Here is a 22,382-nt window from a genome sequence, read left to right as displayed (position 1 = left end):
AGAATGCATCAACCGGGGAAGACCAAGGAAGCATACCCCACCACCTGAGAAAAGTCTCCGCTCACCTCTCCACTGTGGGCGTACTTGAGAAAACGGGGTTGGGGAGCATTTTTAAGCTTCTGGTAGAGCATTAAAATGGCAATCGCCCCTGGACCGCATACACTGACTGAAGCCTGGTGCAAGAAAGCGTAAAAGCCGTCCACGTCCAGGTTCAGTATGTGCGATATCGCCTGATGGTCTTTTCTCTCGGCAACCTCTGCTGGTTCGTAGTGACTGAAATCGCTGCTGGCCACGATGACCAAATTTTTCTCTGCAGAAAGCGCATACAGAGCTTCGGCCACCTGCCGGGCTACTCCCTTTCGCTGGTCAAGGAGCGCTATGGGAAGTATCTTGAAAGGACAGGATACAAAATACTGCAAAAAGGGTATTTGGACTTCAATGGAATGCTCTGCAAAATGAGCCTGCTCGTCAAAAGCAAAGACCGGAAACTTCTCTACCAGAAAACTGGCCGCTTCAAGGTCCAGCACCACTTTTCCCAATGGGGTCAGCCATTCCTCTTCCTCGCTAAGAGCAACCGAAGCGCCATATCCCCGATGATTGGGACCAATGATGCAGAAGGTAGTCTCCCGGTCAATACGAGAAAGAGCAGCAAAGGACCAGCAGGCCACCGCTCCAGAGTACAGGTAACCAGCATGAGGGCTAACCACACCGTTCACCTGCTCGAAAAAGGGCACCTCTTCAAGATTGCTACCTGGCCCCAGGGGTGATTGTTGAAGCCTCTCAATGAGAGATTTGACTTCCTGGGCGCTACCAGGATAAAAATAACCGGCCACCGCGGGTTTTCTAACCATTGCTCACCACTCCCGGTACCTTCGAATTCGCAAACGGATAAAAATCAGTAAAAGCAAAATAAATACCAGAGCCAGTATAATCAGGAGGCTATTTGCACCCCCCAACAGGGCAAAGGAAAGCCAGAGGTAAGGAAAAAGCGCGCTGCGATAGCCATACTGGTAGGACTTCCTGTAAAAAGCAAGTGCCTCCCTGGCCCTTCCTGTTTCCCTAAGAGAAGCAGCTTTCTGAAAATAGAGTTCTCCCAGTTTATCTTTCCAGGTGGGGCGGTTGTCAGAGTCTTTGAGGAAAAGCTGCTCAGCCTGGGCAATCATCCCTTCCAGGTCGCCAACCATCTGGTAGGCCTCAAAAAGTGCCTGGAGTGTTTCCGGCTTCTCGCGCTCTTCAAGGGGTAGGCGCTCTATATATTGGAAAAATTCCTTAACCTTGCCCTCTTTAAGGAGCTCAACCAGGTGCACCTCAGGCTTGACTAAGGAAAATGCCCCTACAACCACGATCCTCATTCTTCCAGCGTCAGCAACCAGGAGATGTCCCTCGTCATCCACCCATAGCCCTTCAGGATGAGAAAAACTGAAAGCTGTATCCCCGCCTTGACCCAGGATGTAATGCAGTGTCCCCTTCAAGTCATACACCTTTACTCGGTGGTTGTTGTAATCAGTGATAAACACCCATTCTCCCTTTATAAACAAGTAACGGGGGCGGTTAAAATGTTCCTTATCATTCCCTTCACCGCCAAACTCAAACAGGAAGCTTCCGTCAGGTTCGAACACCTTGACCAGGTGATGCACCGTATCGGCAACCCAGATTCTTCCCTGAGCATCAACCGCAATGCCCCGGGGATAGTAAAATTCGTCTTTCCCCATACCCTCCTTACCAAATGTGAAAAGGAGTTTTCCGGCTTCATCCAGAATCACTATCCTGGAGTTATCGGTATCAGTAAGGTAAAGGCGACCTCCGCTTGCCCAAATGCCCCGGGGACCTTTGAGAGAAAGCCCTTCCGGCTTGATTGTCGATTGCACCTCGTAGCTTCTTCCACCAAGTACTCGTATCTGGTTTGCCTTCTGCTCAACTACGTAAATTCTGCTCCCATTCCCAGAGAAGGCGATACCAACCGGCCCCTGTAGGCCGTTAACCACTTTAACCAGCTTCCACGAGGAATCAAAGACCAGCAGTCGGTCCTTTTCCCAATCACTGACCAGAATCTCCCCTGAAAGGGGATTCACCGCCACATATGCTGGATACCCAAAAAAAGGGATTTCATTCTCAAAGCTATCCACGACCCGCTCCAGAGTGAACTCCTGAGCCACGGCAAGAGTATAACCTGCAACTAAAAGACACAGTCCCATAAGAAAAATCAAAACGCGATGCCAGTTCCCCTCACGAAACAACCTGAATCAACTCCTTCATTTTGCTTTTCACCTCGTTTTCCACTGCTTCCGGCTCCCCAGAAGTCAAAAAAAGGGGAGGAGAAAAAGCAACAGTAATGGGAAAGGGTTTCGGAAAAGACCTCCCCCGGGGGAAACTTTCGAAGGTGCCCCGTATACCAGCCACCACCACCGGCACTCCGGCCTTAATCAGAAGTTTCACCACCCCGGGCTTGAAATCCGACACTTCACCCTGATTGCGGGTCCCTTCCGGAAACAGACAAACCACTTTCCCCTCTCGCAAAAGAGAAAGCACCCGCTTGATTGCTGACACGTCTTTCTCCCCCCTCCGCAAGGGAAATGCACCAAGCTGCCGTAAAAAAAAGGCAGCTACAGGGTTGCGGAAAAGTTCTTCCTTGGCAACGAAATAGACTCTTCTGGGACAGGCGCAACCCACAACGATGGGGTCAAGATAACTGGAGTGATTAGCAACGATGAGGCAGGGGCCAGAGCGCGGAAAGTGTTCCCTACCTCTCACCCGAAACCGGAAAAAGACCAGTAATAAAAATAAGGCTATGGCTTTGCTCAGATAGTAAACCACTCTGCCCACCAGAGAAAATCTTATGGTTTTATTGTAAGGATTTGTGGAAGCTTAATCAACCGTTACGTAAAGAGAGTTACTCAAAAAGAAAGCGCCAGGCGTCCCCATCGAGGGACGCCTTTCTCGAGAGAGCCTTTTCTCTCTTCAGGAAGGCATTTTTTCGCTCTCCCTCCCACAGTATGCCTTAAGACGAGAACAGATGGAGCGAAAATCCACAACACCCAGGAGCTTTCCCCCCTCAGGGTCAACCACAACTGCCCAGGTTTGCCCGGAAACAAACATAGCCCGCAGCACTTCCTCAAGGGGCGTGAAGGGGGTAACTGTTGCGCACCGCAGTACCTCACCGCTCTCATTTTTGGCCCCCAGGAACCTCTTTTTTTCATCAACAACCAGCACAAAACCCCTACCGTCGGGGTGACGGCTTAGAAAATTCTCTTCCGGGCTCCCGACTCTGCCCTCCCTGACCACAGGCACGCTCTCTTCCAGGACTTCTGAAGCAGTGAGCAAATGCAGGGTATGGAAAAACCCTTTGGCTCCTAAGAACTCTTCCACAAAGGGGTCAGCAGGGCTAAAGAGGAGTTCCTGCACGGTGCCAACCTGAAGGACACGCCCTTTTTTCATAATTCCGATACGGGTGGAAAGCTTTATTGCTTCCTGCAGGTCGTGAGTCACAAAGAGAATGGTCTTTCCCAAACGCCTATGGAGGCGCAAAAGTTCATTCTGGAGCTGTTCCTTGCTGATTTGGTCCAGCGCACCAAAGGGCTCGTCCATGAGGACAATTTTGGGATCCGAGGCCAGGGCTCTGGCCACTCCCACCCTCTGCTTTTCTCCCCCGCTGAGCTCGCGAGGGAAGCGACGCAGGTAGGACTCCTCAAACCCGATAATGTCCAGCAATTCCCTTGCCTTTTCCCTGCGCACCGGGTAAGGAACCCCCATAATGGAGAGGACGTAGGTGATGTTTTCCTCCACATTGAGATGGGGAAAAAGGCCAATCTGCTGGATAACATAGCCGATGCGCCGACGCAACTCTATGGGGTCCCATTCCATAACTTCTTTTCCCTCAACATACACGGAGCCCGAGGAGGGCTCGACAAGGCGGTTAACCATTTTCAAAAGGGTGGTCTTGCCGCAGCCAGAAGGTCCAATCAGGCAGAGAAACTCGCCTTCCTCGAGCTCAAAGGAAACACCGTCCACTGCCCGGATATTGCCTGGATAGGTCTTGGTTACCTCCCGAAAGACGACCACAGGTGGCATGAGACTTAAAGAAGTCCCTTCCTTTCCAGAAACTCACGGGCTACATCCCTGGGGTCCATCAGCTTTTCATCCACAAGATAGTTCATCTCGGTCATCTCTTCGTTGCTTATTTGCCCCTCAAGTCTCCCCAGGACTTCGGCAATGACGGGATATTTATCCAGCGTCTCTTTTCTCACCACAGGAGCACAGAAATAAGAGGGAAAATAGTTCTTGTCGTCCTCAAGAACCACCAAGTCAAACTTTTTCAAAAGACCATCGGTCGAAAAAGCATCAATCACGTCGACTTCCCGGGACACTATGGCTGGATACTTCAGAGCAATAGCCATTTGCCTGGTGGCCTTGAAGCGGAAACCATAGGTTTTTACCAGGTTCTCATAACCGTCCTTGCGTTCAAAAAAGTCCGGCTCAGCACCAAAAACGTAACGCTCCGAAACCCGGGCCAAGTCCGAAAAGGTATTCAGATTGTCCTTTTCGGCTGATTCCCGGCGCACTGCCAGGGTAAAGGTGTTGTTGAAGCCAAAAAGCGGGAGATACACGAGGCCAAACTTCTCCTCATACTCTTTCTTCACCCTTTCGTAGAGTTCCAGCGGGTCAGATACCACCTCATCTTTTCTGAGCACTTCCTGCCAGGATGTTCCGGTGTACTCCGGGTAAATATCAATATCACCCCGCACGATGGCCGGATGCAGAATGGAAGTCGTACCTCCTTCAATAATTAGGCGTTCCACCTCGAGGTCGGTATGCGCTCGTAGCATCTGGACTATGATTTCAGCCAGAATATGGGACTCGGTAAAGGGCTTATTGCTGACCACCACTTTGTCCCCTTGTGCCCAGGTCACACCAAGAGAAAACGCAAACAAGAAAACTACCAGAAACAAGAAACGCAGTGCTTTCATGTGCAACACTCCTTACATCTGAATTCGGCGTAAAAGCCTTTTTTCCAAAAATCCCAGCAAAGTATCCGCTGCTAGGGAAAGTGCAGCCACCAGAATACTTCCTGCCACGATGAGCTCAGTATAGTAAGAGGTGATGCCGCGGAAAATGAGCACGCCCAGCCCTCCAGCTCCTATGAAAGCAGCAATGGTGGAAACTGAAATGGTCATCACCACCACAGTCCGAAAACCCGCCACGATGAAGGGGAGTGCAAGTGGCAACTGTACTCTGAAAAGCAGCTGCCAATCAGTGCTGCCCATTCCCCTTGCTGCTTCCACAATTCCCGGGTCAACGTTTACAATCCCCACGTAGGTGTTACGGACTAAAGGCAAAAGCCCGTAAATGAAAAGTGCAAAGAGAGTCGGCTTCAGGCCGATGCCCAGAAGAGGAATCATGAACCCGAAAAGAGCCAGAGCGGGGATGGTGTAGAGAACTCCGGTGACTGCCAGAACTCCCGAAGCCCAGGAGCGAAAGCGGGTGATAAGGATTCCCAGTGGAATCCCTGCCAGACCAATGAGCAAACAGGCTACAAAAGAGATGTAAACGTGCTCGAACAGGCTCTGCAAAACCAGCTCCCGGCGCTCAAAAAGGAGGAGCAAAACCCGCAGCAGAAAGCCCATAGTCCCCACCTGCTACATGGTGATGATGGTGAAACCTTCTGCGAGAAAGCGGTGCATCCCGGGATGTCCCTTCATGTCCTCAAGCAGGGGAAGACTCTCTTTTTCCACCGCATCCAGAACTTTCATCTTCGCCGAGCAGGCCCGGCAGGCCCCAGCAATCAGACCCTTATCCTTCGTTTCTCGATAAAGCCCGTGCAAAGGGTGCGATGCTTCAGCAAGCAACGGCACCAGGCGAGTGGCGCTTCCCTCAAAAACAATGCGGACCACATCACCCTTTTCATACATGTCCAGAGCGTTAAGAAGGACGTGGATGAAGCACATCTCTTGGTCTCGAAAAACGAAGAAAGCAACTTTCTGCATTGACAATCCCCCTTTTTTCTTCTTTAACCAGAATATGCAGCAAGATATTTCGCGCCAGGTGCAACAAGGGGGGCAATTTCTCAGGCAGGTGGGAAAAGGCGAGCCGCAATCACCGACTCATCTTTCCCCGACGGTGAAGATGGTCTCCTGCATCAGAAGTTCTTCCTCACCCTCAAAGAGGGAGACCTTCAGGCGGTACTTCCCGGGCAAAAGTGGCTGGTTGGAGGCAAGAACTGCGGTCCCTTCCATCCCCGGGAGAACGAGGTCCTCAGACGGTTCCGAGCGCAGGGACAGGTGTTCACCTACACCTTTTCCACTGCCGGAACTTATGCCATTCTTGTGAAAGTGTGCGACTACGCGGGTAACTGCTCATACGGAGTAGCGGTAATCACCATAACCGAAGGATAAAAGGAATCAGGAGCAAAAAGCCCACAAATAAAAATGGCGCCCCCAAGCGGATTTGAACCGCTGCCGCCGCCTTGAAAGGGCGGTGTCCTAACCGGGCTAGACGATGGGGGCGCTTCTTTCAATTTTTACCCTGAATCTGCCCTGCGAACGAGCCTTATTTTATAAGATAGGGCACCAGTAATGCAAGAGCTTTTCCAAAAAAATTTCGGCTATCAACTATTCCTTCACGATAGCACTGGTGGGGCAGGAATCGATAGCCTCATCCACACAAGGAGCATTTTCATCTGCTCCGGGTTTGACCACGCTCTTTCCCTCTGCATTCATCTCAAAAACATCCGGGCACACGTTAACACAGAGTTCACAACCAATGCACTCATCAGCGATTACTTTCAAAGCCATTGCGTATCTCCTCCCTTGCGTTGTTTTAAAAAATTAAACCAGGAGAAATTATAGCATAAATTCCCGGTGTCAAATTTCTTTTAGATATTTTCTTTTTGCCGTACGAAGGCCGGGAGCAGTCTTGAAAAAGCCCTCGATAAAGGAGCGTAGCTCATCACTTGCCAGCTTTTCCTCTTCAAGGTTGACCAGCATGTCCGCTTCAACAAGCACCTGAAAGTCTATGCCGTCAACCTTATCAAAGTTGTGATGGTTGCCCACCAAATAGAGCACCCGCTCCACCACCTGGGGCTGCTCACCAATCTCTTCAAGAATCCTGCGGGCAATCGGTGGTCCGGTAATATGCTGAAACTTCCCCTCTCGACTGCCAAACTTCTTTTCGGCCTCCACAATTCCCACATCGTGGAGCAGTGCAGCAAGGTGAACTGTTCTCTGGGTCACAGCGTCAAGCTTAAGCGCCTGAGCTATATCATGGGCAAAATCGAAAACCCGCCGGGTATGCTCAAGCATAGAGGGGTCTTCCCGGAAAACCTCTTCAAGATGCTGCCACACCTCCTGATACACAATTCATCAACCCCTTTTTTCAAGGTCCCGGAGTTCTTCTTCGCTGAATCCCAGATAATGCCCTATCTCGTGGAGTATCACTTCCCTTAACTTCTTATAGAACGCTTCTCTGCTGGGAGCAACCCGCAGGATGTTGCCCGTGAAAAGTACGATTCGGTCTGGCATGACAAAGCTGTATCCCCTGCCCCGCCGAGGCAGGGGCACACCCTGATAAAGACCCAGCAAAAAAGGAGAACGCCCGCCAAGTTGTGAGGGCTTCTCCTCGACCACAAACTCTACATTTTCCAGTCGGGACCTGATAAGCGGTGGAAGAGAGGAAAGAACAGCTGCCACCATCTCTTCCACGTCCTTTTTCTCCATACTCTGAATTGTAAACCAGAAAGGAAACTCCCTCAAGTATGCTTGAATTTCAAAACACCTTTTTCCTTGCGAACTCTCCTCAATATTTCCGCATACTCTTTCTCGTAAACCACACAACCGGTATTTTCCTGCCTGATTAAAAGTTCCATGCAGGTGTCACAAAGCGTGCACCAGCGGATGGTGTCTTCTTTGCCTTCCATCATCTTGCGAGGAAGATAGGGGTCAGCCAAGGACTGACGACCTATGGCTATCATATCGGTAACTCCATCCCTGATGTTTTTGTTGCCCCAGTAGCGTAGACTTGCCTTCTCTTTCTCTAAGGCTGACAAGTAATTGTTGCCGTCCCTGAAAAGCGAGTAGGCAGAACCTATTATCACTGCTTTGTTAACCGCCTTTTTGGCCTCTTGCTGGAAATAATGATGTAGGTAGACGTAATCGGGAATGCGCTTGTCTGGATGGGCCAGAGCAATGGTCAAAGAAGGGTTACCTGCCGAAACCATTATGAAATCTGCTCCTCTTTCTTCAATGCCCCGAATGAGGTCCAGAGGTTCAGTGAGATCTATTATTGCGTTATCAGGACCCTTGCATCCCTGACCTCCAGGTATGCCTTCCCACATGGTAATTTTGGAGCCCACCAGGAAGTTGGGGTCATTGATTTCTTTCTGGATACGCTCGTAAATCTCAAAAGCAAAACGTCTGCGGTTCTCCCAGGGACCACCATATTTCCAGTTGCGGTCATTATAAGGACGCAGAATCTGGGTTCCAAGATAGCCATGGCAGAGCTTCACGTCCACACCATCAGCTCCACAATTATGAGCGATTTTGGCTGCCAGCACAAATTGGTCGATAATTTTATCCACGTCTTCCTCAGAAAGGAGTTCTCCTCCCAGACCAGGCAGAGGCTTAACACAAACTCTCTTCGAAAACTCGGGGCTACTCAACTCGCCCGAGTGAGTAAGCTGCCAGATAAAAAGAGTTTTGTCGCTTACGCTTTTCATCTCTTTAGTAAAAGCAGTGAGGGCCTTTTCGTTATGGGGTTCAATGGATAGCTGGTGCAGGCGAGCTCGCGACTCATACGAAACGGTTATCGCTTCCAGAAACACCACCCCAGCTCCACCTTCAAAAAGCCTTGAGTAACGGCGGTAGGTTTTCTCGGTGGGGTTACCATTTTCGTCTGCATCGTTACATTCCATGGCGTTGATCACGAAGCGATTTTGTGCTACGCGGTTGCCAATCTGAATAGGGGTAAATAGTGGTTCCTGCGACATAAGCACGACCTCCTTTAAAAGGATTTTTTCTGAACAAAAGCATATCCCTATGCTCTAACAAAGCAAAGCCAGTAAAATACCAGCAAAATATCTGTTTTATACCAGATGAACAGGTGTAAATCCACTCGATAAAACAGAGTGCAGGAAGAAGACTTGCTAAATAACATTCCTGAGGTAGGTAACCAAATTAACCCGGGAACGGGCAATGCCCAGTTTTTTACGTAAGTTCTGGCGGTGAAATTGCACGGCTTTTTTAGAAATGGAAAGTATTTCAGAAATTTCCTTGCTGCTTTTCCCTTCTTTAATAAGCAAGGCAATTTCCAGTTCGCGAGGAGTTAACAAGGAAAGCTCCTGCCGGGAATCAGAGCAAGAATCGGAATAAAGATTAGTAAGCCAAAAAGAAAGGAAAGAAAAATAACGGGATTCCAAGGTGTCCCTCGCAAGGGCTTCCAGCTCCTTCAAGGTTGGCAAGATGTAATCTCTAAGTTGCTTCTCAAAGAAAACCTTCCGTCTTCTCTCCTCCTCCTGTCTCTCCTCAAGAAGCACACGAAGCATTGCGTTCTGGCGCTCCAAATAAGCCACCTTTTCCCTCAAAAACTGCACTTCTTCTTCCAGCTCCCGCACTGGAATAAGGTTCTTAACGTACTCGAGTACCCCGACTACCTCCCGATTTTCATCAAAAAGTGGAAAAGCATAGATTTTCTGCGCCTTTTCTTTTCGGAACTCCAGCCCATCATAAGAAGCAACTTCGGTAACTACCCTCTTCTCCTCAACGGCCCGAATAGAAGGGCAGTTTGGACAGGGAGTTTTTCTACCATGAAAAACCCAGAAGCACTTCTTGCCACGAGCAGGCATCTTGTGCTTGTACCACTGCTGCATAGTGAAATTCAAGTCAATGATGCGGAGCTCAGTATCGAGCAAACTCACTCCATCCGGGACGCTGTTCAGGACCACCCGAAAAATAAAGTTCCCGATCATGTCCCTGAAAAAGCCGTTGTAGGTGAAAGCCCTGTTTCCCATAACCCAAAAACCTCTGAGACAAACCTTGCCGTATTTTTCCCGATTATAGCACATGCTTTAAACAGGAACCTCCAGGAAATTACTGCACACCCTTGCAGGCAAAAACCGGAAAACGTTAAACGGCAAACCTCGAAAAACCAAAGTAAATTAACGCTTGACGCTTCCTGAGGAAAAAATTATAATTGGTGGTGCTTAGCGTGGCCCCATCGAATAGTGGTTAGTTCAGCGGGCTCTCAATCCGCAGGCCGGGGTTCGATTCCCCGTGGGGCCACCAGAATAAATCTCTTAAGAAGCCGCAGCCAGCTCCAGAATCGAGCTTTTGAGTTTCTCCAGAGATTGGCCCTTGGTAATATAAGCACTGGCCCCTGCTCTTTGGGCATTACTCCTGCATTCCTCTTCATCGCATATAGAAAGGACAATTACCTTCAAATTTTTGAAACGCCTGCATAACATTCGGGTCAAGGTCACTCCACTGCTTTTCGGCAGGAACAGGTCCATTATGACCAGGTCAGGACGGGAACGCTCTATCGCATTAACCAACCCCTTTCCATCGAGTGAGTACCCAGCCACCTCAACTCCTTCAATACTTTCCAAAAAAAAGATCAATCCTTGCAAAAAAAGCTCGTTATCTTCAACGATAAATATTCGGATTGGTCGTCCTCCAGAATGTGTAACCCCCACGGCTCTCCCCCCACCGATAAAACGAGGATAACAGATAGGCTTCGCTGGAGAAAGGGTTGAAAGTCACAATCCCGGAAATAGAAAGTCCCAAACTCCCTCTCTCAAGAGCAGGAATGGTATAAGAATGGTATAATAATTATGAAAAAAGGAGGGGGCAGAGGAATATTTTCAGGAAAGAGAAAGATATTTTAAGGCACCTCCTTGAAACCTCAATAAAAGTTCTTGGTTGTTCTTCGGGAACTATAGCCTTTTTTGATGCCTCCAGAAGTAGGTTCGTGATCCTGGCCACACTGAGTATGGCACAAGAGCGCTTGAAGAAGCCTTACCTGAGCGCCACAAGAGGTATTGTCGCTCATGTTCTGCGCACCGGACAACCCCTCATCATCGACGAAGAACACAGTCCCCCCTTTCCAAGGTGGAGGAACAGGAAAAGGGAACGCTGCTCCATCTGTGTTCCGCTACTCGATGAAAAGGGAAATGTCACAGGTATCCTGACTCTCAACAAGCCCCAGGGGGTCTTCCCTCCCGATACTCTTTCTTTCATAAACCTTCTTGCTCAAGAAATAGCCATAATACTTCAGCAAATGTGGCTCAAAAAAGAGAGAGAGAAGGTTCTTAAAAAGTTGAATTCTGCTCTGGACACCCTTGCCAAAATCTCACCATTGATGGATAGAACAATTTACATCGAAAACCTGATTTCCGCGGGCCAGAAGCTGGTCGACGCCACCTTGAGCGTTTTTTTAGATAGCAGTGACTTTCAGAAAGTGGAGTTTCACATATATCCTAAAGCCGAGCCTTCAGGAAACCCTGATATTCAAAAAATTACTGAACTGCTTTCCAGAAGCTTCAAAAAAAACTTTCTGTTCAAGCAGTACGGCGTTATTACTCTTACCAGAAAAGAAAAAGCCCTTCTCGCTGAATACCTGCCTGAGCGCCTTTCCAAAAAACTAAAGTTTCTTGTCTTTTACCGACCCCACCACCTGGGCAAACCCTTTGGATACTTTTTTGCATTCTGCCCCTTTCCCCCCTCTTTGCTTGCCCAGACAGCCTTTCGCTCAGTCATGGACCTCTGGGCAGCGCTGTTTGGTAACCTGCTTCTTTTTCAGCAGAACCTGGCCCTGGCCAGAAAACAGGAACGCCTTGCTCTGGCCAGGGAACTCCACGATGGACTCACCCAGGACATTGCCGGTCTGCAGCTACACTTTCAGCTAATCAGAGAAATGCTTAAAAAGGAAGACATAAAACTATCCAAGGAAACACTATCCCTCATGGAAAGGACCGAACGGGGGCTTTCTGCTTCCTTAGAAAGGTCCCGCGATATCCTGAAAAATCTGAGAGAAGCTACTATTCCCAACCTGCCGCTCAGAGAAGAAATCCAGCAAGCCCTGATGGAGACCTTTATCTTTTCCAAAGTTAAAACTAAGGTCAAAGCGAATGTGAAAACCGAGGAGCTAACTCCCCGGCTCCGGGAAGCAATAATGGCCCTTATACGAGAGGCTGCCCGCAACGTAGAAAAACATGCTCAAGCTACCAAAGTGAAGGTAAAAGTTGGATTATGGAAGGACCACTTCTACGTCATTTTTAAGGACAACGGAAAGGGGTTCAACGTATCACGAATGATTGCAGAAGAAACAGGACAGGGATACGGCCTAAAAGGAATTCAAGGGACCGTAGCTCTCCTCCAGGGGGCGTTTCGGGTCTCTTCGAAAGAAGATAGAGGAACTATCCTGAAGGCGGTGATTCCCAGAAGTGGTTAAAAAAATGGAAAACACTAAAATAGCCATTGTGGATGACCATGCCCTATTTGCTGACGGCCTGAAGGCTCTCTTGGAAAGCAAAACCAAAATCGGCCGCTGCTCTATTTTCACAAGCAGCAAAGAAGCCATCCAGAAAATACCCCTTGAAAAACCGGACATCGTACTTATGGATGTTCATCTCTCTGATGCAAATGGCATCCAGGTTGCCGAAGAGCTCAAATCCCGCCTTCCGGACCTAAAGGTACTGATTCTCACCATGGACGCCTCCAGAGAGCTTCTCATCCAAGCCGTCTCAGCAGGAGTGAACGGTTACCTTCTGAAAGCCGCGCCCTTCTCCAAAATCACCAGTTGCATCGAAGCAGCCCTGCAGGGGGACATGGTCTTTGCAGAAGAAGTCTCGGGAATGTTGCTCGAAGAGTTCAAAAAAAACCTTTCCACTCCCAGAAAAGTCTCTCCCCTGCTTGACGAGCTTAGCAAAAGAGAGAAAGAAATCCTCACCCTGGTTGCCCAGGGTAAAGACAACCAGACCATAGCCAGGGAGCTTTTCATCAGCGAAAAGACGGTCAAAAACTACATCAGCAACATTCTTTCCAAGCTGGGCATTGAAAACAGGATGAAGCTTATAGTCTTCGCCCTGGAAGCGGGAATTCTGGAGTCTGATGAAACCACCAGGCGGGACATCTGATATACTATTTAAAAACTCAAGGAGGGAAGCACCATGAAAAAGTATTTCTGGTTAGCAGTGTTCGCCGTGTTACCTGTCCTTTTTGCAGGGTGTTCGGTAACCACGGTTTCTGAGGAAACAGCCCTGGTTTTGCGGACGGAAATCGAGCAGTTCTTTGATAACTATGAGCAGGCATTGCTTTCTAACGACCTGGACCAGATAATCACCTTTTACACCATACCTTATACCGTCTCTGCCTCTTCCGGATCCAAAATTACTCTGAGTAGCTGGGAAGACCTGAGAACTCATCTCAACACCTACCTGGGACTTGAAGAAAGTGAAATAGTAGAGGACTCTTTTGAAATCTTAGATGTGACTTTCTCGAGCGAAACAAGGGCCATTGTCCTTGCTGAAGAGCACTGGGTGCAGACTGCAGACGGTGAGGGCTGGGAAGCTACCGACAGCCTGCGCATTACTTTAATAAAAGTTAGCGGAAGTTGGAAATTTCAAAAGATAGAGCTTCTGGGCTGGAGAGGGAAGAGGGGATAATATCCCCCTTTTCCTTCTCTTTTCCTTACCTCTTTTTCCACTTGTCCCACTTTCTTTATCTCTTTTTGTGACTTCTGGCCCTTCCTGCCCGATTTATCCCATACGAAAATGAAAGCATCAAATTTCTGGAAGGAGGAGTAAGGATGTATCGTTTATTTCTGGTATTACTGGTAAGCGTAGCTCTGGTTTTGGGATTAGGTGTAGCATTTGCATTCGGTGGGCTTGATCTAAACCTTGAAGACATAGCGGTTGTGGTAGTTGGCGATAGTGGAACTTACACTGGCCCCAGTGAAACTGAAACTGAGACGGAAACCATCAATCAGAACTCAAATGTCAACATAACTGGTCCTTCAACCTGCCAAAACACCTTTATCTGGGGAGTCAGCCAGGATAATCTTATCTACCAGTTTGCAGCTCAGGGAACTGGAGACCAGGATGCAGAATCTGACGACGCCAGTGGTGGTGGTGGAGTGGGTCCCATTTCTGCGGCCCTGGCAATGGGTGGAATTAACGGCAACCTGGCAATGAGCTACCAAGACCAGACCATCATCGCCCCCCAGAATAACGATGCTAACATGTTCACCGTAGTAGAAGTAGAACTTGAGAAAACCGAAATCGAACTCGAAGACATAAGCCTGGAAGATGTAAGTATAGGCAGTAGAATAAGACGTGGGCATCGCTGTCATTGAACACAAACTCAAACCCCTGTGTTAATAATTAGTCACCGACCTGAACATTCACCCAAAGAAGGGGTGGCTCAAAGCCACCCCTTCCAACCAAAAAGGAGGGCAATCGAATGAAAAAAATAAAAAGGTTCACCTTGTGGGTAGGGATATTCAGTATTTTAACGCTGTTCCTTCTTTCCGGCCTGGCCAGTGCCTCAGTTTGCAGGCTGGAGCGGGGGAATCCCGTATCTTCATTTGGTGCGGTAAGCCCGAATAAATCCTCATCGATTTTTAAAAGAACAGATGGAGCTAATCAATATTTCATACCTGCACCAGAAATTGAAGCCTCTTTTGCCGAAGTCCAAAACGATAGCTCGAACAATGCAAATGAAAACAACACTCCTCCCACCATTAACCTTAATCTTTACATAGATCCCATGTTCATAAACATTGAAGGAGACGATATCTTTCAAGCAAATGGTTTCAGCGCAGAAGAAATTGCTGAAATCACCCAGGATGGAGAACTCAACATTGCTACCATAGTGCAGAACATCGTGCAGGTGGGAGTTAACATGAATGTTTCACCCCAGATTAACGTCATCCTGGTCGGTGAACAGGTTGTAGCCCCTGATGTGGTTGTAAACACTCCAGACATCACTGTGGAAGTGCCTGAAAACGAAGAAAATGGTGGAGAGGAAGTATAGCTTAAGAGGAGCTCAATATGAAAAATAAACTGTTGACAGGTTTTATATTGCTGGTTCTGGTTTTCGCGGGATTTGCTGCCGGCTGTAACCAGGCCACGGTTGGAAGAGAAAGTCTTTCCCTCACTGATGAGCTTCCCGAAGGAGTGGTGATAACCTCTTCAGGAAGCGGCATATCCTGCGAAAGTGTTACTGTTGTGACCTGCATAAACGGTGACTGCGAAACCTATCACCACCACGAGTGTGTGGAAATCAAATGAAAGAAGGTGTTTATATGTCCATAAAAAAATGGGTCTTGCCACTTACTGCAATTTTAGCCTTAAGTCTGGTCTTCCTGGGGGGCTGCCTGGGTACGAGTTTCCGAGTCGCCGTGGTAGTCAGGGGAGTGGTTGCCAACCCCGAAGGAGATACCCTCTGCTACATTGACTTTAAAGAAAATCCCCAAATCAGCGAAGGAGTTCCGCTCTCCAATGCAGATCTTCTTATAATTGGAGACGAGGGAACCCGTGTTACAACTGAAACTGACGAAAAAGGAGAATATCGGTTCACAGGCAAAGCTGGTGAAGCCTACGTAATTTATGCCTACAAAGGCAATATAATCGTTAAAAAGGGCATTGCTACGCTCACTCCCAATTCTCAGGAAGCGGGTGAAGCCAATTACTACACTACCTCTCAGGTAATCATCTATGAAGTTGCAGAACGGCTTTACCCGGGAGCTGTGGAAATTGCTGACATACCTTTTCTTGAGCCAACTGACGAAATAGTTCAGGCAGTGAAAAATGTTCTGGCTAATTGCGAAGACGCCCAGGGTGATCCTCAGGTAATAGCCCTGGTAGAAGCCTTGGTCAACAATCTCTTTGGTGCACCTGGAGAAGCAGGAACACCGCCTGTAGTTACTAACGGTGGAAACGAAGGAGAAAATGGAGGTAACGGGGAAACACCTGGAAACGGCGAGGAAGAACCACCGCCTGAGCCACCAGAAGTTCCGGAAGTGCCATCACCGCCATCACCGCCATCACCACCACCTCCACCCGCGCCTTCATTCCCAAACTGTCCAACCTGTGGTTAAACCAACAGTACCCGGGGAAGATACAAGTGAAGACTGGTTGCGAAACTCCAAAAAAACATCACGTAACCGAGAGTTCTTTAAACCCGGTTACGTGATGTTTTTTTCTGCTAAAAGCGCTGCACCTCCTTTGCAAAAGGGCTTTAAGGTCCAGATTTCATTGTTCAAGAGAGGATATGTAAAATGGCTTTCAAGACTCTTTTTCTCTCTTATGCCCCTGATGCGGACCCCAAAAAGCACCTCTCCTTCGTAGATACTGGCAAATATCAGCTCTGGTCGGTTGTTGCAAAAAACCTGGAAGAAGCGCTGAGAAGTGCTCGTGAACTTTACGAAAAAGAAGCTATTGACGCCATTACTCTTTGTCCGGGATTTACTCACAGGGAAGTAGCAGAAATTTTTGAAGCTCTGGGAAGCAAAGCATCGGTGAGTGTTGCCAGAGGAGATGGACCAAGCAACCAGATTGCCCAGGCCGCACTGCAGAGGGAATATTTTGGAAAGTAAAGCTAAAAACTGGTGCGCCCGAGAGGATTTGAACCTCCAACCTTCGGCTCCGGAGGCCGACGCTCTATCCTGTTGAGCTACGGGCGCATTTCCATTAATATTGTAACCAGATAAAACGAGAAGTCAACAAGGAGGTATATTCCTTGAACACGCTTGGAAAAGTGTTGCTTTATCTCGGTATCTATGCTCTGCTCCACTTTGCCTATGAGGTGACTGGCATTGAAACGTTCAAACCTATCTCAGGCGTAGATGAATCAGTATTCGAGCATCTCAAAATCGGTTTCTACGCCTACTTCTTTGCGAGTATAATTGAATACTTTCTGATGAGAAGAAAGAAGCTGCTTTCAAATTTCTGGACTTCACGGATGTTCGCTACCATCTTTGTTCCCTGGTCCATAGTGATTATCTGGTATCTTGCACCGGCTCTGATTGGCAAGTTTGGCTTGCAGGCAGAACTCACCTGGGCACTGACGGTAACTTTTTTATCGGGAATAATCGCCAGGCAGGTAGAAAAAGCACTCGAGTTCAGGGAACTTCCCACAGGTTTTGGTCTCTCTGTTCTGGTTCTGTTTGTTGTTGCTCTGGTCTTCTTTTCTGTTTTCACTTACCAGAAACCCTGGATAGACCTCTTCGTTGACCCACTCACCCTTGGCAGTCACTGAGCGCTGCCAAACCAGACATCTATAATTTCCAGGGCTTTCTCACGCACCCGGGCCGAGTGCAGAGGGTTAGCACAATGGGCGATTTCTTCTGCGACCAGGCTAACCAGACTTTCAGGAACCAGAAAGTTGGGAATGTCTCGTATAAAAACCGCCTGCGGGTAAAGCTCCTTTGCCACTTCATATACTGCAACCTGAGCAGTCGTATAGGCATTGAGCTCCACAAAGTTTTGAACTGCCTCGCTGGAAAGAGGATAAAGGGAAGCTGCAAGTGCCATCCCGCCCTTTTCAGCGTAAATCAAAGCTGCCTCTCCAGAAAAATCCTCAAGCTGAAATTCTCCACGGGAATTCGCTTCCAAGAGATAGACCTGACCGTACTCATTTTCAATATGCACTTTTGCAAAAGCTGACCCCCCGCATTCTGCGGGTAAATCTATTCGGCCGCACAGAAGGCAGGAATTCACCCGAGGCTCTCCAACAACGGCACCACCCAAACAACCCCCTACAAAAAGAATTCCTGCTATCAGGACTGGTAAAATGTGCAGTCTTGACATAGTCTTTTCTCCGTTAATCTCGGCATTTCCCACATGCTAAAACAAAGTAATCGTGCTGACCATAGGAAAAATTTCCTATTTTAAGCACTTTTTCATCCTCAAGAACTGAAAAAGCGCACTACCCAGCTTAACCGGAGGCAATGCACCTTCAAGGGAATAACCGAGCCGCCTGTAAAAAGCGAAAGCACCAGTATTTTCTCCTTCAACGTCCAGAAGCAGGTAGTCTGCCCCAATCCCCCTGGCCCTTATCTCCAGCTCGCCAAGGAGCATGCTTCCCAACCCCCGCCTCTGAAACTCAGGATACACAGCCAGATTGCTGAGGTAAAATTCACCCTGGTTTATCTCACCCAGAGGAGAAATGTGCAGGAGAAATGGAATTCGCTTCCACTCCCGAGAAAGCAAAAGGTAGCGGGCCATTAAAAGGCCGGTGAGTAGCCGCTCCCTGTGTTTCTCGTCAAAGGAACATCCAAGTGCCATTCCTGCTATTCTGCCCTCTTCTTCAACGAAAAGAGCGTGTTGGTAGCTGAAAAGGTTTCTTTTCCGCAAAAAACAGCGCCTGGCGATTACAAATCGTGAAGAGCCCCAGAGCGCTTCAAAAAAAGAAGGAGCAGAGAGAACCAGCAGTTCCGAGAAGCGGATACTCATTTCCCAATTGGGTTGAGCAAGTATAACACGCGCCAAGTCTACCAGCACCCGTTTTTTAAAATCCCGTTCACCAGAAACCTCTTCTTCACCAACTATTGTACACATAAAAAGAAAAGAGGCAGCTCAAGCTGCCTCTTTTAAGCAAACGCGCTCTGTATCAGTTAATCCCTACCTACTACTTGTCGCGCCCGTGAGCATTACCATGACCGTTACCCCAGCCGTTGTTTTGGCCGTTGTTGCCAGAGCCCGGGCCGCTACCATTCAGGTTGCCGTTACCATTTCCTGGATTGGGGCAGTTGCCATTGCCGTTTCCTGGACCGCACCATCCATTATTATCATCGTCGTCGTTATCGTTATCATTGTCATCGTTATCGCTTCCGCCATTTGAACCATTACCACCGTTATTCTCATCAGCACCACCATTGTCTTCATCCTGAGAACCATAATAGTAGTTGTTGGTAATATTGGTGGAATAGTCATAGTAGTTGTATGTGTTGCCATCATTGTTTTCACTATCTCCAGTACCGTCTGTTCCGTTTCCATCTCTGCCATCGTCTCCGCCGCCACCATTGCCTCCACCACCAGTCACGATAACTATTCCACCACCCGGTACTCCTCCACCTGGTGCACCAAAGAGGTTGCGCACAATCGCTGAGGCAAGCTGGGCAACAGTTGCATCCTGCTGGGCATCGCGGCATTCTTTGAGGGCATTTTCTACTGCTTCTATAAGCTCTGGGGTGGGAACAAAGCCTGGGATGTCACTGCACTGCACCTGATCGGGGTAAAGCTGTTTGGCAACTTCATAGATGATCACCTGAGCAGTGGTGTAAGCATTGGCTTCACCGGCATTGTAGCTGTTTCCTTCAGGGATGATTCCCTGCTTCACCCACATGTTATCTTTTACTTTGGCATAGAGGATGTAGCAGGAATCCTGAGCGCCAGATACCTCATACTCTCCACACTGGTTGGTGTAGGTAACCAGGTTGTTGCCGTTTTCTCCCATAAGACTTACTTTGACTTCTGGTACTGGTTCGTTGCCTGAGGAAACCTGAGGATTAGTGCAGGAAGAAACCACACAATCTGAATCAGGTACTGCCACTTTACCCTGAATGCTCACTCCTCCTGGAGCACCAAACTGAGCTCCCTGCTGCAGGCAGCCAGTGAGGAAAAGGAGGAGAAAGAGCAATCCTGTGAGCAGAGCCAGACTTTTAGCAAAATTGAGTTTTTTCATCGTTGTTCAGACTCCTTTCCGAACTTTCTAAAATCTCCAACGTTAGCTCAAAGTATAGGCAGTTTCCTGTGCGAAGTATATGGGAAATAACTCCTATTCCCCTACCAGGCAAGTCCTATTCTGAAATTCAAAATCTCTTCACAATTTATTCAAATTATTTTCCCAGCTAACCCTTATAATAGAAGTGGTGATTTTTATGGCTAAAATACTGGTGGTTGAAGACGAACAGCAAGTTTCTGAGCTGGTAGCCATGTACCTCAAAAAAGAGGGCTTTGAAGTGGAACAGGCCTTTGATGGCGAAGAAGCGCTTCAAAAGCTGCGCCAGCGTCCATTTGAGCTGGTAATACTGGACATTATGCTCCCTGGAAAGGATGGCTTTGAAGTCTGCCGGGAAGTACGGCAGTTTTCGAAAGTGCCCATCATCATGCTCACCGCAAGAGATGAGGAAATTGACCGGGTAGTGGGTCTTGAAATCGGGGCAGACGACTACATACCCAAGCCCTTCAGCCCCCGGGAAATGGTAGCCAGAGTCAAAGCCGTGCTCCGCAGGGTAAGTAATTCGGGAGAAACACCAGGACAAGTAGCAAAGCACCTTAGTTTTCCCGGCTTTTCCATCGACCTTGATGCCTATGAGGTGAAGGTGAGAAATAGTACGCTTGAGCTAACCCCCAAGGAGTTCGAGCTTCTCGCCTTCCTGGCCCAGAACCCTCACCGCGTCTTTAACCGAGAAGAGCTACTGGAACGAGTGTGGGGCTACGATTTTGCTGGAGACTCCCGAACGGTTGACGCCCATATCAAAAGAATTCGCAAAAAGTTTTCTGATGCAGGATTCCCGGCACCCATAAAAACCGTGTGGGGTGTGGGATACCGCTTTGAAATAGAAAAACCATGAAGAGCTCTCTCTTCAGAAAGCTGCTTCTCTCTTATCTAATAGTGGTACTCGCCTCAGTGGGTGTTTTGAGCCTGGTTACTGTGTTTTTGTTTCGTAACTATTACCTGAACCTTAAAGAGAAAGAAATCCTGCAGGAAGGAGAAAATCTCTCCAAAATAATCCTTTCTTACCTTCAGAATGGAAGGCTTCCTGCCAATATACGAAGGATTCTTGAAACCCGTGCCCTCTCCCGGGATATCAGGGTACTCTTTCTTTCTGAAGAGGACCTCTCCAATCCACCGCCTTTCCCTATCCCCCAGCGCCAGCGCAGGTTTCTGGAAGAAGCCCGCAGAAGGCTGATGGAAGGACAGAGAATTTTTGAAAAAGCGACCATTCCTTTTTCCGGGCAGAATTTTCTGCTTGCGGTCTTTCCCCTGAAAGAGGAAGAACGCTTTCTGGGAGCCCTGGCGCTTTTTTCACCCCTTGCCGATACCACCGCCACGGTCAACACCGTTTTACGGCTAACTTTGCTCTCTGGTCTTTTTGCCGTAGGCCTTTCCTTTCTTCTCGCTTTTCGCTTTTCTCGTTCCATCACCCGACCCCTCCAGATGATACGGGAAAAGGCGCGTTCCATGGCCTCAGGCAACTTTGACACGGTCATTGAACTTGAGCAGGAAGATGAAATTGCAGAACTTGCCCAGGACGTGAACTTTCTCTCTCACACCCTGGGAGAAACCCTCAAAACCCTAGAAAGAGAGAAGGCACAGATAGAAAACATCCTTAAAAACATGCAGGAAGGCGTGGTGGCTGTGGACAGAAGTGGAAGAGTGCTCCTTGCTAATCCCGCTTTTTTGGAAAGCTGGAAAAACCTTTTAAAAACAAACAACATCCTGGAGTCCCCGCTACCTGAAAAAGCCAAAGAACCCTTCTTGAGAGCTATTGAGGAAGGAGAGGAAAGCTCGGGAGAGTTTTCACTTCCCGACGGCCGCCATTTCATACTCCTTGTATCTCCGCTCAAGGGAGAAAAAAACGAGCTTTATGGAGCCGTGGGTGTATTCCAGGACGTAAGCGAGCTCAAGAAAATAGAAAAGGTACGCCGCGAGTTCTTAGCCAATGTATCCCATGAGTTGCGCACTCCTCTGACTTCCATCCGGGGGTTCCTGGAAGCCATGATTGATGGGGTTATTGATGAGCAAGAAAGAGAAAAATACCTTCAGATAATGCACCAGGAGACTCTGCGTCTGGGAAGACTGGTTTCCGACGTCCTGGAGCTTGCTCGTCTGGAAAGTGGAAAGGTGGAGCTGGAGCGAAAAGAAGCAGACCTGGCTTCACTCATTGCACGCTCTATTTTAAAACTCACTCCCCAGATTGAAGAAAAAGAGCTGAAAATAAAGACCGAAATCACTCCCGACCTTCCCCGGGTTCTGGTCGATGAAGACCGCATAGAACAGATCATTTTGAACTTACTTGGAAACGCTATTTTTTTCTCTCCCCAAGGTGGGACCATCACCATAACTGCCACTTCAAGAGAAGACTCGGTGGAAGTTAGCATCGAAGACCAGGGACCTGGCATTCCTGAAGAGGAGATACCCTATATTTTTGAGCGCTTTTACCGGGTGGAGAAATCCCGGGCTAAAAAGCACGGAGGATTAGGCCTGGGCCTGGCCATAGCCAAGCAAATCGTTGAGCTCCACGGGGGAGAAATCGGGGTAGAGAGCAAGGTTGGTCGGGGAAGCAGGTTCTATTTCAGGCTGCCGGGGGTTTGAAGACCAAAACACTCTCTAAGACTGCAAAACCACAAAGAGAGAGCCGCAAATCGCGGCTCTCTCTTTGTGGTTTTA

28 protein-coding genes and 3 tRNA genes are annotated in these 22,382 nt (G+C 48.5%); 12 read left to right on the top strand and 19 right to left on the bottom strand.

Annotated features, from left to right (window positions below; all coding sequences use genetic code 11):
* Positions 1 to 8 precede the first annotated feature (8 nt).
* From amrB to QBE54_RS04365, 14 genes are all read right to left on the bottom strand, one after another.
* Positions 9 to 851, bottom strand: a complete 843-nt coding sequence (amrB, locus tag QBE54_RS04430; RefSeq protein ID WP_369019142.1) for an AmmeMemoRadiSam system protein B — start codon at positions 849 to 851, stop codon at positions 9 to 11.
* 3 nt (positions 852 to 854) lie between these two features.
* Positions 855 to 2,237: a hypothetical protein gene (locus QBE54_RS04425; protein WP_369019141.1), complete on the bottom strand. Its 1,383-nt coding sequence runs from the start codon at positions 2,235 to 2,237 to the stop codon at positions 855 to 857.
* The gene (locus QBE54_RS04420; protein ID WP_369019140.1) at positions 2,227 to 2,823 is read right to left on the bottom strand and encodes a lysophospholipid acyltransferase family protein; all 597 of its coding nucleotides are present in this window, start codon (positions 2,821 to 2,823) and stop codon (positions 2,227 to 2,229) included. Before QBE54_RS04420 ends, QBE54_RS04425 begins: the two co-directional genes overlap by 11 nt.
* Positions 2,824 to 2,958: 135 nt before the next feature.
* Positions 2,959 to 4,068, bottom strand: coding sequence for an ABC transporter ATP-binding protein (locus tag QBE54_RS04415; RefSeq protein WP_369019139.1), 1,110 nt, complete (start codon positions 4,066 to 4,068; stop codon positions 2,959 to 2,961).
* Between the two features lie 5 nt (positions 4,069 to 4,073).
* A complete protein-coding gene (locus tag QBE54_RS04410; RefSeq protein ID WP_369019138.1) occupies positions 4,074 to 4,964 on the bottom strand; it encodes a glycine betaine ABC transporter substrate-binding protein in 891 nt (296 codons plus the stop codon).
* A 12-nt stretch (positions 4,965 to 4,976) separates the two neighbouring features.
* The gene (locus QBE54_RS04405) at positions 4,977 to 5,621 is read right to left on the bottom strand and encodes an ABC transporter permease (RefSeq protein WP_369019137.1); all 645 of its coding nucleotides are present in this window, start codon (positions 5,619 to 5,621) and stop codon (positions 4,977 to 4,979) included.
* A 12-nt stretch (positions 5,622 to 5,633) separates the two neighbouring features.
* Positions 5,634 to 5,981, bottom strand: coding sequence for a cytoplasmic protein (locus QBE54_RS04400; RefSeq protein ID WP_369019136.1), 348 nt, complete (start codon positions 5,979 to 5,981; stop codon positions 5,634 to 5,636).
* Positions 5,982 to 6,098: 117 nt separating this feature from the next.
* Positions 6,099 to 6,230, bottom strand: a complete 132-nt coding sequence (locus tag QBE54_RS04395) for a hypothetical protein (protein ID WP_369019135.1) — start codon at positions 6,228 to 6,230, stop codon at positions 6,099 to 6,101.
* Between the two features lie 193 nt (positions 6,231 to 6,423).
* Positions 6,424 to 6,500: transfer RNA gene (locus QBE54_RS04390), tRNA-Glu, on the bottom strand.
* Positions 6,501 to 6,605: 105 nt separating this feature from the next.
* Positions 6,606 to 6,788 carry a ferredoxin gene (locus tag QBE54_RS04385; protein WP_369019134.1) on the bottom strand — a complete coding sequence of 61 codons (183 nt, stop codon included), beginning with the start codon at positions 6,786 to 6,788 and terminating at the stop codon, positions 6,606 to 6,608.
* Between the two features lie 69 nt (positions 6,789 to 6,857).
* A complete protein-coding gene (locus QBE54_RS04380; protein ID WP_369019133.1) occupies positions 6,858 to 7,349 on the bottom strand; it encodes an HD domain-containing protein in 492 nt (163 codons plus the stop codon).
* A gap of 6 nt (positions 7,350 to 7,355) precedes the next feature.
* Positions 7,356 to 7,709: a metallopeptidase family protein gene (locus QBE54_RS04375; protein ID WP_369019132.1), complete on the bottom strand. Its 354-nt coding sequence runs from the start codon at positions 7,707 to 7,709 to the stop codon at positions 7,356 to 7,358.
* Positions 7,710 to 7,741: 32 nt separating this feature from the next.
* On the bottom strand, positions 7,742 to 8,977 hold the full coding sequence (locus tag QBE54_RS04370; protein ID WP_369019131.1) for a 2,4-dienoyl-CoA reductase: 1,236 nt from the start codon (positions 8,975 to 8,977) through the stop codon (positions 7,742 to 7,744).
* 156 nt (positions 8,978 to 9,133) lie between these two features.
* Complete coding sequence (locus tag QBE54_RS04365) at positions 9,134 to 10,051, bottom strand: LuxR C-terminal-related transcriptional regulator (protein ID WP_369019130.1); 918 nt, start codon at positions 10,049 to 10,051, stop codon at positions 9,134 to 9,136.
* 145 nt (positions 10,052 to 10,196) lie between these two features.
* Between QBE54_RS04365 and QBE54_RS04360 the strand changes: the two genes are divergently transcribed.
* Positions 10,197 to 10,271: transfer RNA gene (locus QBE54_RS04360), tRNA-Glu, on the top strand.
* Positions 10,272 to 10,282: 11 nt separating this feature from the next.
* Here the strand turns inward: QBE54_RS04360 and QBE54_RS04355 are convergent.
* Entirely contained in the window at positions 10,283 to 10,678 is a 396-nt protein-coding gene (locus QBE54_RS04355) for a response regulator transcription factor (RefSeq protein ID WP_369019129.1), read from the bottom strand.
* A 164-nt stretch (positions 10,679 to 10,842) separates the two neighbouring features.
* Between QBE54_RS04355 and QBE54_RS04350 the strand changes: the two genes are divergently transcribed.
* From QBE54_RS04350 to QBE54_RS04315, 8 genes are all read left to right on the top strand, one after another.
* Entirely contained in the window at positions 10,843 to 12,435 is a 1,593-nt protein-coding gene (locus QBE54_RS04350) for a GAF domain-containing sensor histidine kinase (protein WP_369019389.1), read from the top strand.
* Between the two features lie 4 nt (positions 12,436 to 12,439).
* A complete protein-coding gene (locus QBE54_RS04345) occupies positions 12,440 to 13,120 on the top strand; it encodes a response regulator (protein ID WP_369019128.1) in 681 nt (226 codons plus the stop codon).
* A 33-nt stretch (positions 13,121 to 13,153) separates the two neighbouring features.
* Positions 13,154 to 13,648: a hypothetical protein gene (locus QBE54_RS04340; protein WP_369019127.1), complete on the top strand. Its 495-nt coding sequence runs from the start codon at positions 13,154 to 13,156 to the stop codon at positions 13,646 to 13,648.
* A 143-nt stretch (positions 13,649 to 13,791) separates the two neighbouring features.
* On the top strand, positions 13,792 to 14,337 hold the full coding sequence (locus QBE54_RS04335; RefSeq protein ID WP_369019126.1) for a hypothetical protein: 546 nt from the start codon (positions 13,792 to 13,794) through the stop codon (positions 14,335 to 14,337).
* Between the two features lie 107 nt (positions 14,338 to 14,444).
* Complete coding sequence (locus QBE54_RS04330) at positions 14,445 to 15,017, top strand: hypothetical protein (RefSeq protein WP_369019125.1); 573 nt, start codon at positions 14,445 to 14,447, stop codon at positions 15,015 to 15,017.
* A 17-nt stretch (positions 15,018 to 15,034) separates the two neighbouring features.
* Positions 15,035 to 15,274, top strand: a complete 240-nt coding sequence (locus QBE54_RS04325; RefSeq protein WP_369019124.1) for a hypothetical protein — start codon at positions 15,035 to 15,037, stop codon at positions 15,272 to 15,274.
* Positions 15,275 to 15,288: 14 nt separating this feature from the next.
* Positions 15,289 to 16,083: a hypothetical protein gene (locus QBE54_RS04320; RefSeq protein ID WP_369019123.1), complete on the top strand. Its 795-nt coding sequence runs from the start codon at positions 15,289 to 15,291 to the stop codon at positions 16,081 to 16,083.
* Positions 16,084 to 16,263: 180 nt separating this feature from the next.
* Positions 16,264 to 16,581 carry a DUF6506 family protein gene (locus QBE54_RS04315; protein WP_369019122.1) on the top strand — a complete coding sequence of 106 codons (318 nt, stop codon included), beginning with the start codon at positions 16,264 to 16,266 and terminating at the stop codon, positions 16,579 to 16,581.
* 10 nt (positions 16,582 to 16,591) lie between these two features.
* On the opposite strand, the gene QBE54_RS04310 is transcribed toward QBE54_RS04315, so the two are convergent.
* Positions 16,592 to 16,668, bottom strand: a tRNA-Arg gene (locus QBE54_RS04310).
* 56 nt (positions 16,669 to 16,724) lie between these two features.
* Here QBE54_RS04310 and QBE54_RS04305 point away from each other — a divergent pair.
* Complete coding sequence (locus QBE54_RS04305; protein ID WP_369019121.1) at positions 16,725 to 17,243, top strand: DUF6512 family protein; 519 nt, start codon at positions 16,725 to 16,727, stop codon at positions 17,241 to 17,243.
* Here QBE54_RS04305 and QBE54_RS04300 read toward each other — a convergent pair.
* From QBE54_RS04300 to QBE54_RS04290, 3 genes are all read right to left on the bottom strand, one after another.
* The gene (locus QBE54_RS04300; protein ID WP_369019120.1) at positions 17,237 to 17,794 is read right to left on the bottom strand and encodes a hypothetical protein; all 558 of its coding nucleotides are present in this window, start codon (positions 17,792 to 17,794) and stop codon (positions 17,237 to 17,239) included. The two genes, QBE54_RS04305 and QBE54_RS04300, sit on opposite strands and share 7 nt — an antisense overlap.
* Positions 17,795 to 17,869: 75 nt before the next feature.
* The gene (locus QBE54_RS04295) at positions 17,870 to 18,544 is read right to left on the bottom strand and encodes a GNAT family N-acetyltransferase (protein ID WP_369019119.1); all 675 of its coding nucleotides are present in this window, start codon (positions 18,542 to 18,544) and stop codon (positions 17,870 to 17,872) included.
* A gap of 70 nt (positions 18,545 to 18,614) precedes the next feature.
* Positions 18,615 to 19,670 carry a hypothetical protein gene (locus QBE54_RS04290; RefSeq protein WP_369019118.1) on the bottom strand — a complete coding sequence of 352 codons (1,056 nt, stop codon included), beginning with the start codon at positions 19,668 to 19,670 and terminating at the stop codon, positions 18,615 to 18,617.
* A 196-nt stretch (positions 19,671 to 19,866) separates the two neighbouring features.
* Between QBE54_RS04290 and QBE54_RS04285 the strand changes: the two genes are divergently transcribed.
* Positions 19,867 to 20,562 carry a response regulator transcription factor gene (locus QBE54_RS04285; protein WP_369019117.1) on the top strand — a complete coding sequence of 232 codons (696 nt, stop codon included), beginning with the start codon at positions 19,867 to 19,869 and terminating at the stop codon, positions 20,560 to 20,562.
* A complete protein-coding gene (locus tag QBE54_RS04280; RefSeq protein WP_369019116.1) occupies positions 20,559 to 22,307 on the top strand; it encodes an ATP-binding protein in 1,749 nt (582 codons plus the stop codon). The genes QBE54_RS04285 and QBE54_RS04280 overlap by 4 nt, the downstream gene beginning before the upstream one ends.
* Positions 22,308 to 22,382: the final 75 nt, after the last annotated feature.

Origin of the sequence: Thermatribacter velox, assembly GCF_038396615.1 — a bacterium.
Classification (GTDB): Bacteria; Atribacterota; Atribacteria; order Atribacterales; family Thermatribacteraceae; genus Thermatribacter; species Thermatribacter velox.
Note: the sequence above shows the minus strand (reverse complement) of the source record. Positions and strands in the feature narration are given on the sequence as shown.

Excerpts from the sequence above, each read along its gene's own strand:
- amrB (WP_369019142.1), bottom strand. The coding sequence starts at position 851 with ATGGTTAGAAAACCCGCGGTGGCCGGTTATTTTTATCCTGGTAGCGCC.
- QBE54_RS04415 (WP_369019139.1), bottom strand. The coding sequence starts at position 4,068 with ATGCCACCTGTGGTCGTCTTTCGGGAGGTAACCAAGACCTATCCAGGC.
- QBE54_RS04410 (WP_369019138.1), bottom strand. The coding sequence starts at position 4,964 with ATGAAAGCACTGCGTTTCTTGTTTCTGGTAGTTTTCTTGTTTGCGTTT.
- QBE54_RS04405 (WP_369019137.1), bottom strand. The coding sequence starts at position 5,621 with ATGGGCTTTCTGCTGCGGGTTTTGCTCCTCCTTTTTGAGCGCCGGGAG.
- QBE54_RS04400 (WP_369019136.1), bottom strand. The coding sequence starts at position 5,981 with ATGCAGAAAGTTGCTTTCTTCGTTTTTCGAGACCAAGAGATGTGCTTC.
- QBE54_RS04395 (WP_369019135.1), bottom strand. The coding sequence starts at position 6,230 with ATGGAAGGGACCGCAGTTCTTGCCTCCAACCAGCCACTTTTGCCCGGG.
- QBE54_RS04385 (WP_369019134.1), bottom strand. The coding sequence starts at position 6,788 with ATGGCTTTGAAAGTAATCGCTGATGAGTGCATTGGTTGTGAACTCTGT.
- QBE54_RS04375 (WP_369019132.1), bottom strand. The coding sequence starts at position 7,709 with ATGGAGAAAAAGGACGTGGAAGAGATGGTGGCAGCTGTTCTTTCCTCT.
- QBE54_RS04370 (WP_369019131.1), bottom strand. The coding sequence starts at position 8,977 with ATGTCGCAGGAACCACTATTTACCCCTATTCAGATTGGCAACCGCGTA.
- QBE54_RS04365 (WP_369019130.1), bottom strand. The coding sequence starts at position 10,051 with ATGTGCTATAATCGGGAAAAATACGGCAAGGTTTGTCTCAGAGGTTTT.
- QBE54_RS04345 (WP_369019128.1), top strand. The coding sequence starts at position 12,440 with ATGGAAAACACTAAAATAGCCATTGTGGATGACCATGCCCTATTTGCT.
- QBE54_RS04340 (WP_369019127.1), top strand. The coding sequence starts at position 13,154 with ATGAAAAAGTATTTCTGGTTAGCAGTGTTCGCCGTGTTACCTGTCCTT.
- QBE54_RS04335 (WP_369019126.1), top strand. The coding sequence starts at position 13,792 with ATGTATCGTTTATTTCTGGTATTACTGGTAAGCGTAGCTCTGGTTTTG.
- QBE54_RS04330 (WP_369019125.1), top strand. The coding sequence starts at position 14,445 with ATGAAAAAAATAAAAAGGTTCACCTTGTGGGTAGGGATATTCAGTATT.
- QBE54_RS04325 (WP_369019124.1), top strand. The coding sequence starts at position 15,035 with ATGAAAAATAAACTGTTGACAGGTTTTATATTGCTGGTTCTGGTTTTC.
- QBE54_RS04320 (WP_369019123.1), top strand. The coding sequence starts at position 15,289 with ATGTCCATAAAAAAATGGGTCTTGCCACTTACTGCAATTTTAGCCTTA.
- QBE54_RS04315 (WP_369019122.1), top strand. The coding sequence starts at position 16,264 with ATGGCTTTCAAGACTCTTTTTCTCTCTTATGCCCCTGATGCGGACCCC.
- QBE54_RS04300 (WP_369019120.1), bottom strand. The coding sequence starts at position 17,794 with ATGTCAAGACTGCACATTTTACCAGTCCTGATAGCAGGAATTCTTTTT.
- QBE54_RS04295 (WP_369019119.1), bottom strand. The coding sequence starts at position 18,544 with ATGTGTACAATAGTTGGTGAAGAAGAGGTTTCTGGTGAACGGGATTTT.
- QBE54_RS04290 (WP_369019118.1), bottom strand. The coding sequence starts at position 19,670 with ATGAAAAAACTCAATTTTGCTAAAAGTCTGGCTCTGCTCACAGGATTG.
- QBE54_RS04285 (WP_369019117.1), top strand. The coding sequence starts at position 19,867 with ATGGCTAAAATACTGGTGGTTGAAGACGAACAGCAAGTTTCTGAGCTG.
- QBE54_RS04280 (WP_369019116.1), top strand. The coding sequence starts at position 20,559 with ATGAAGAGCTCTCTCTTCAGAAAGCTGCTTCTCTCTTATCTAATAGTG.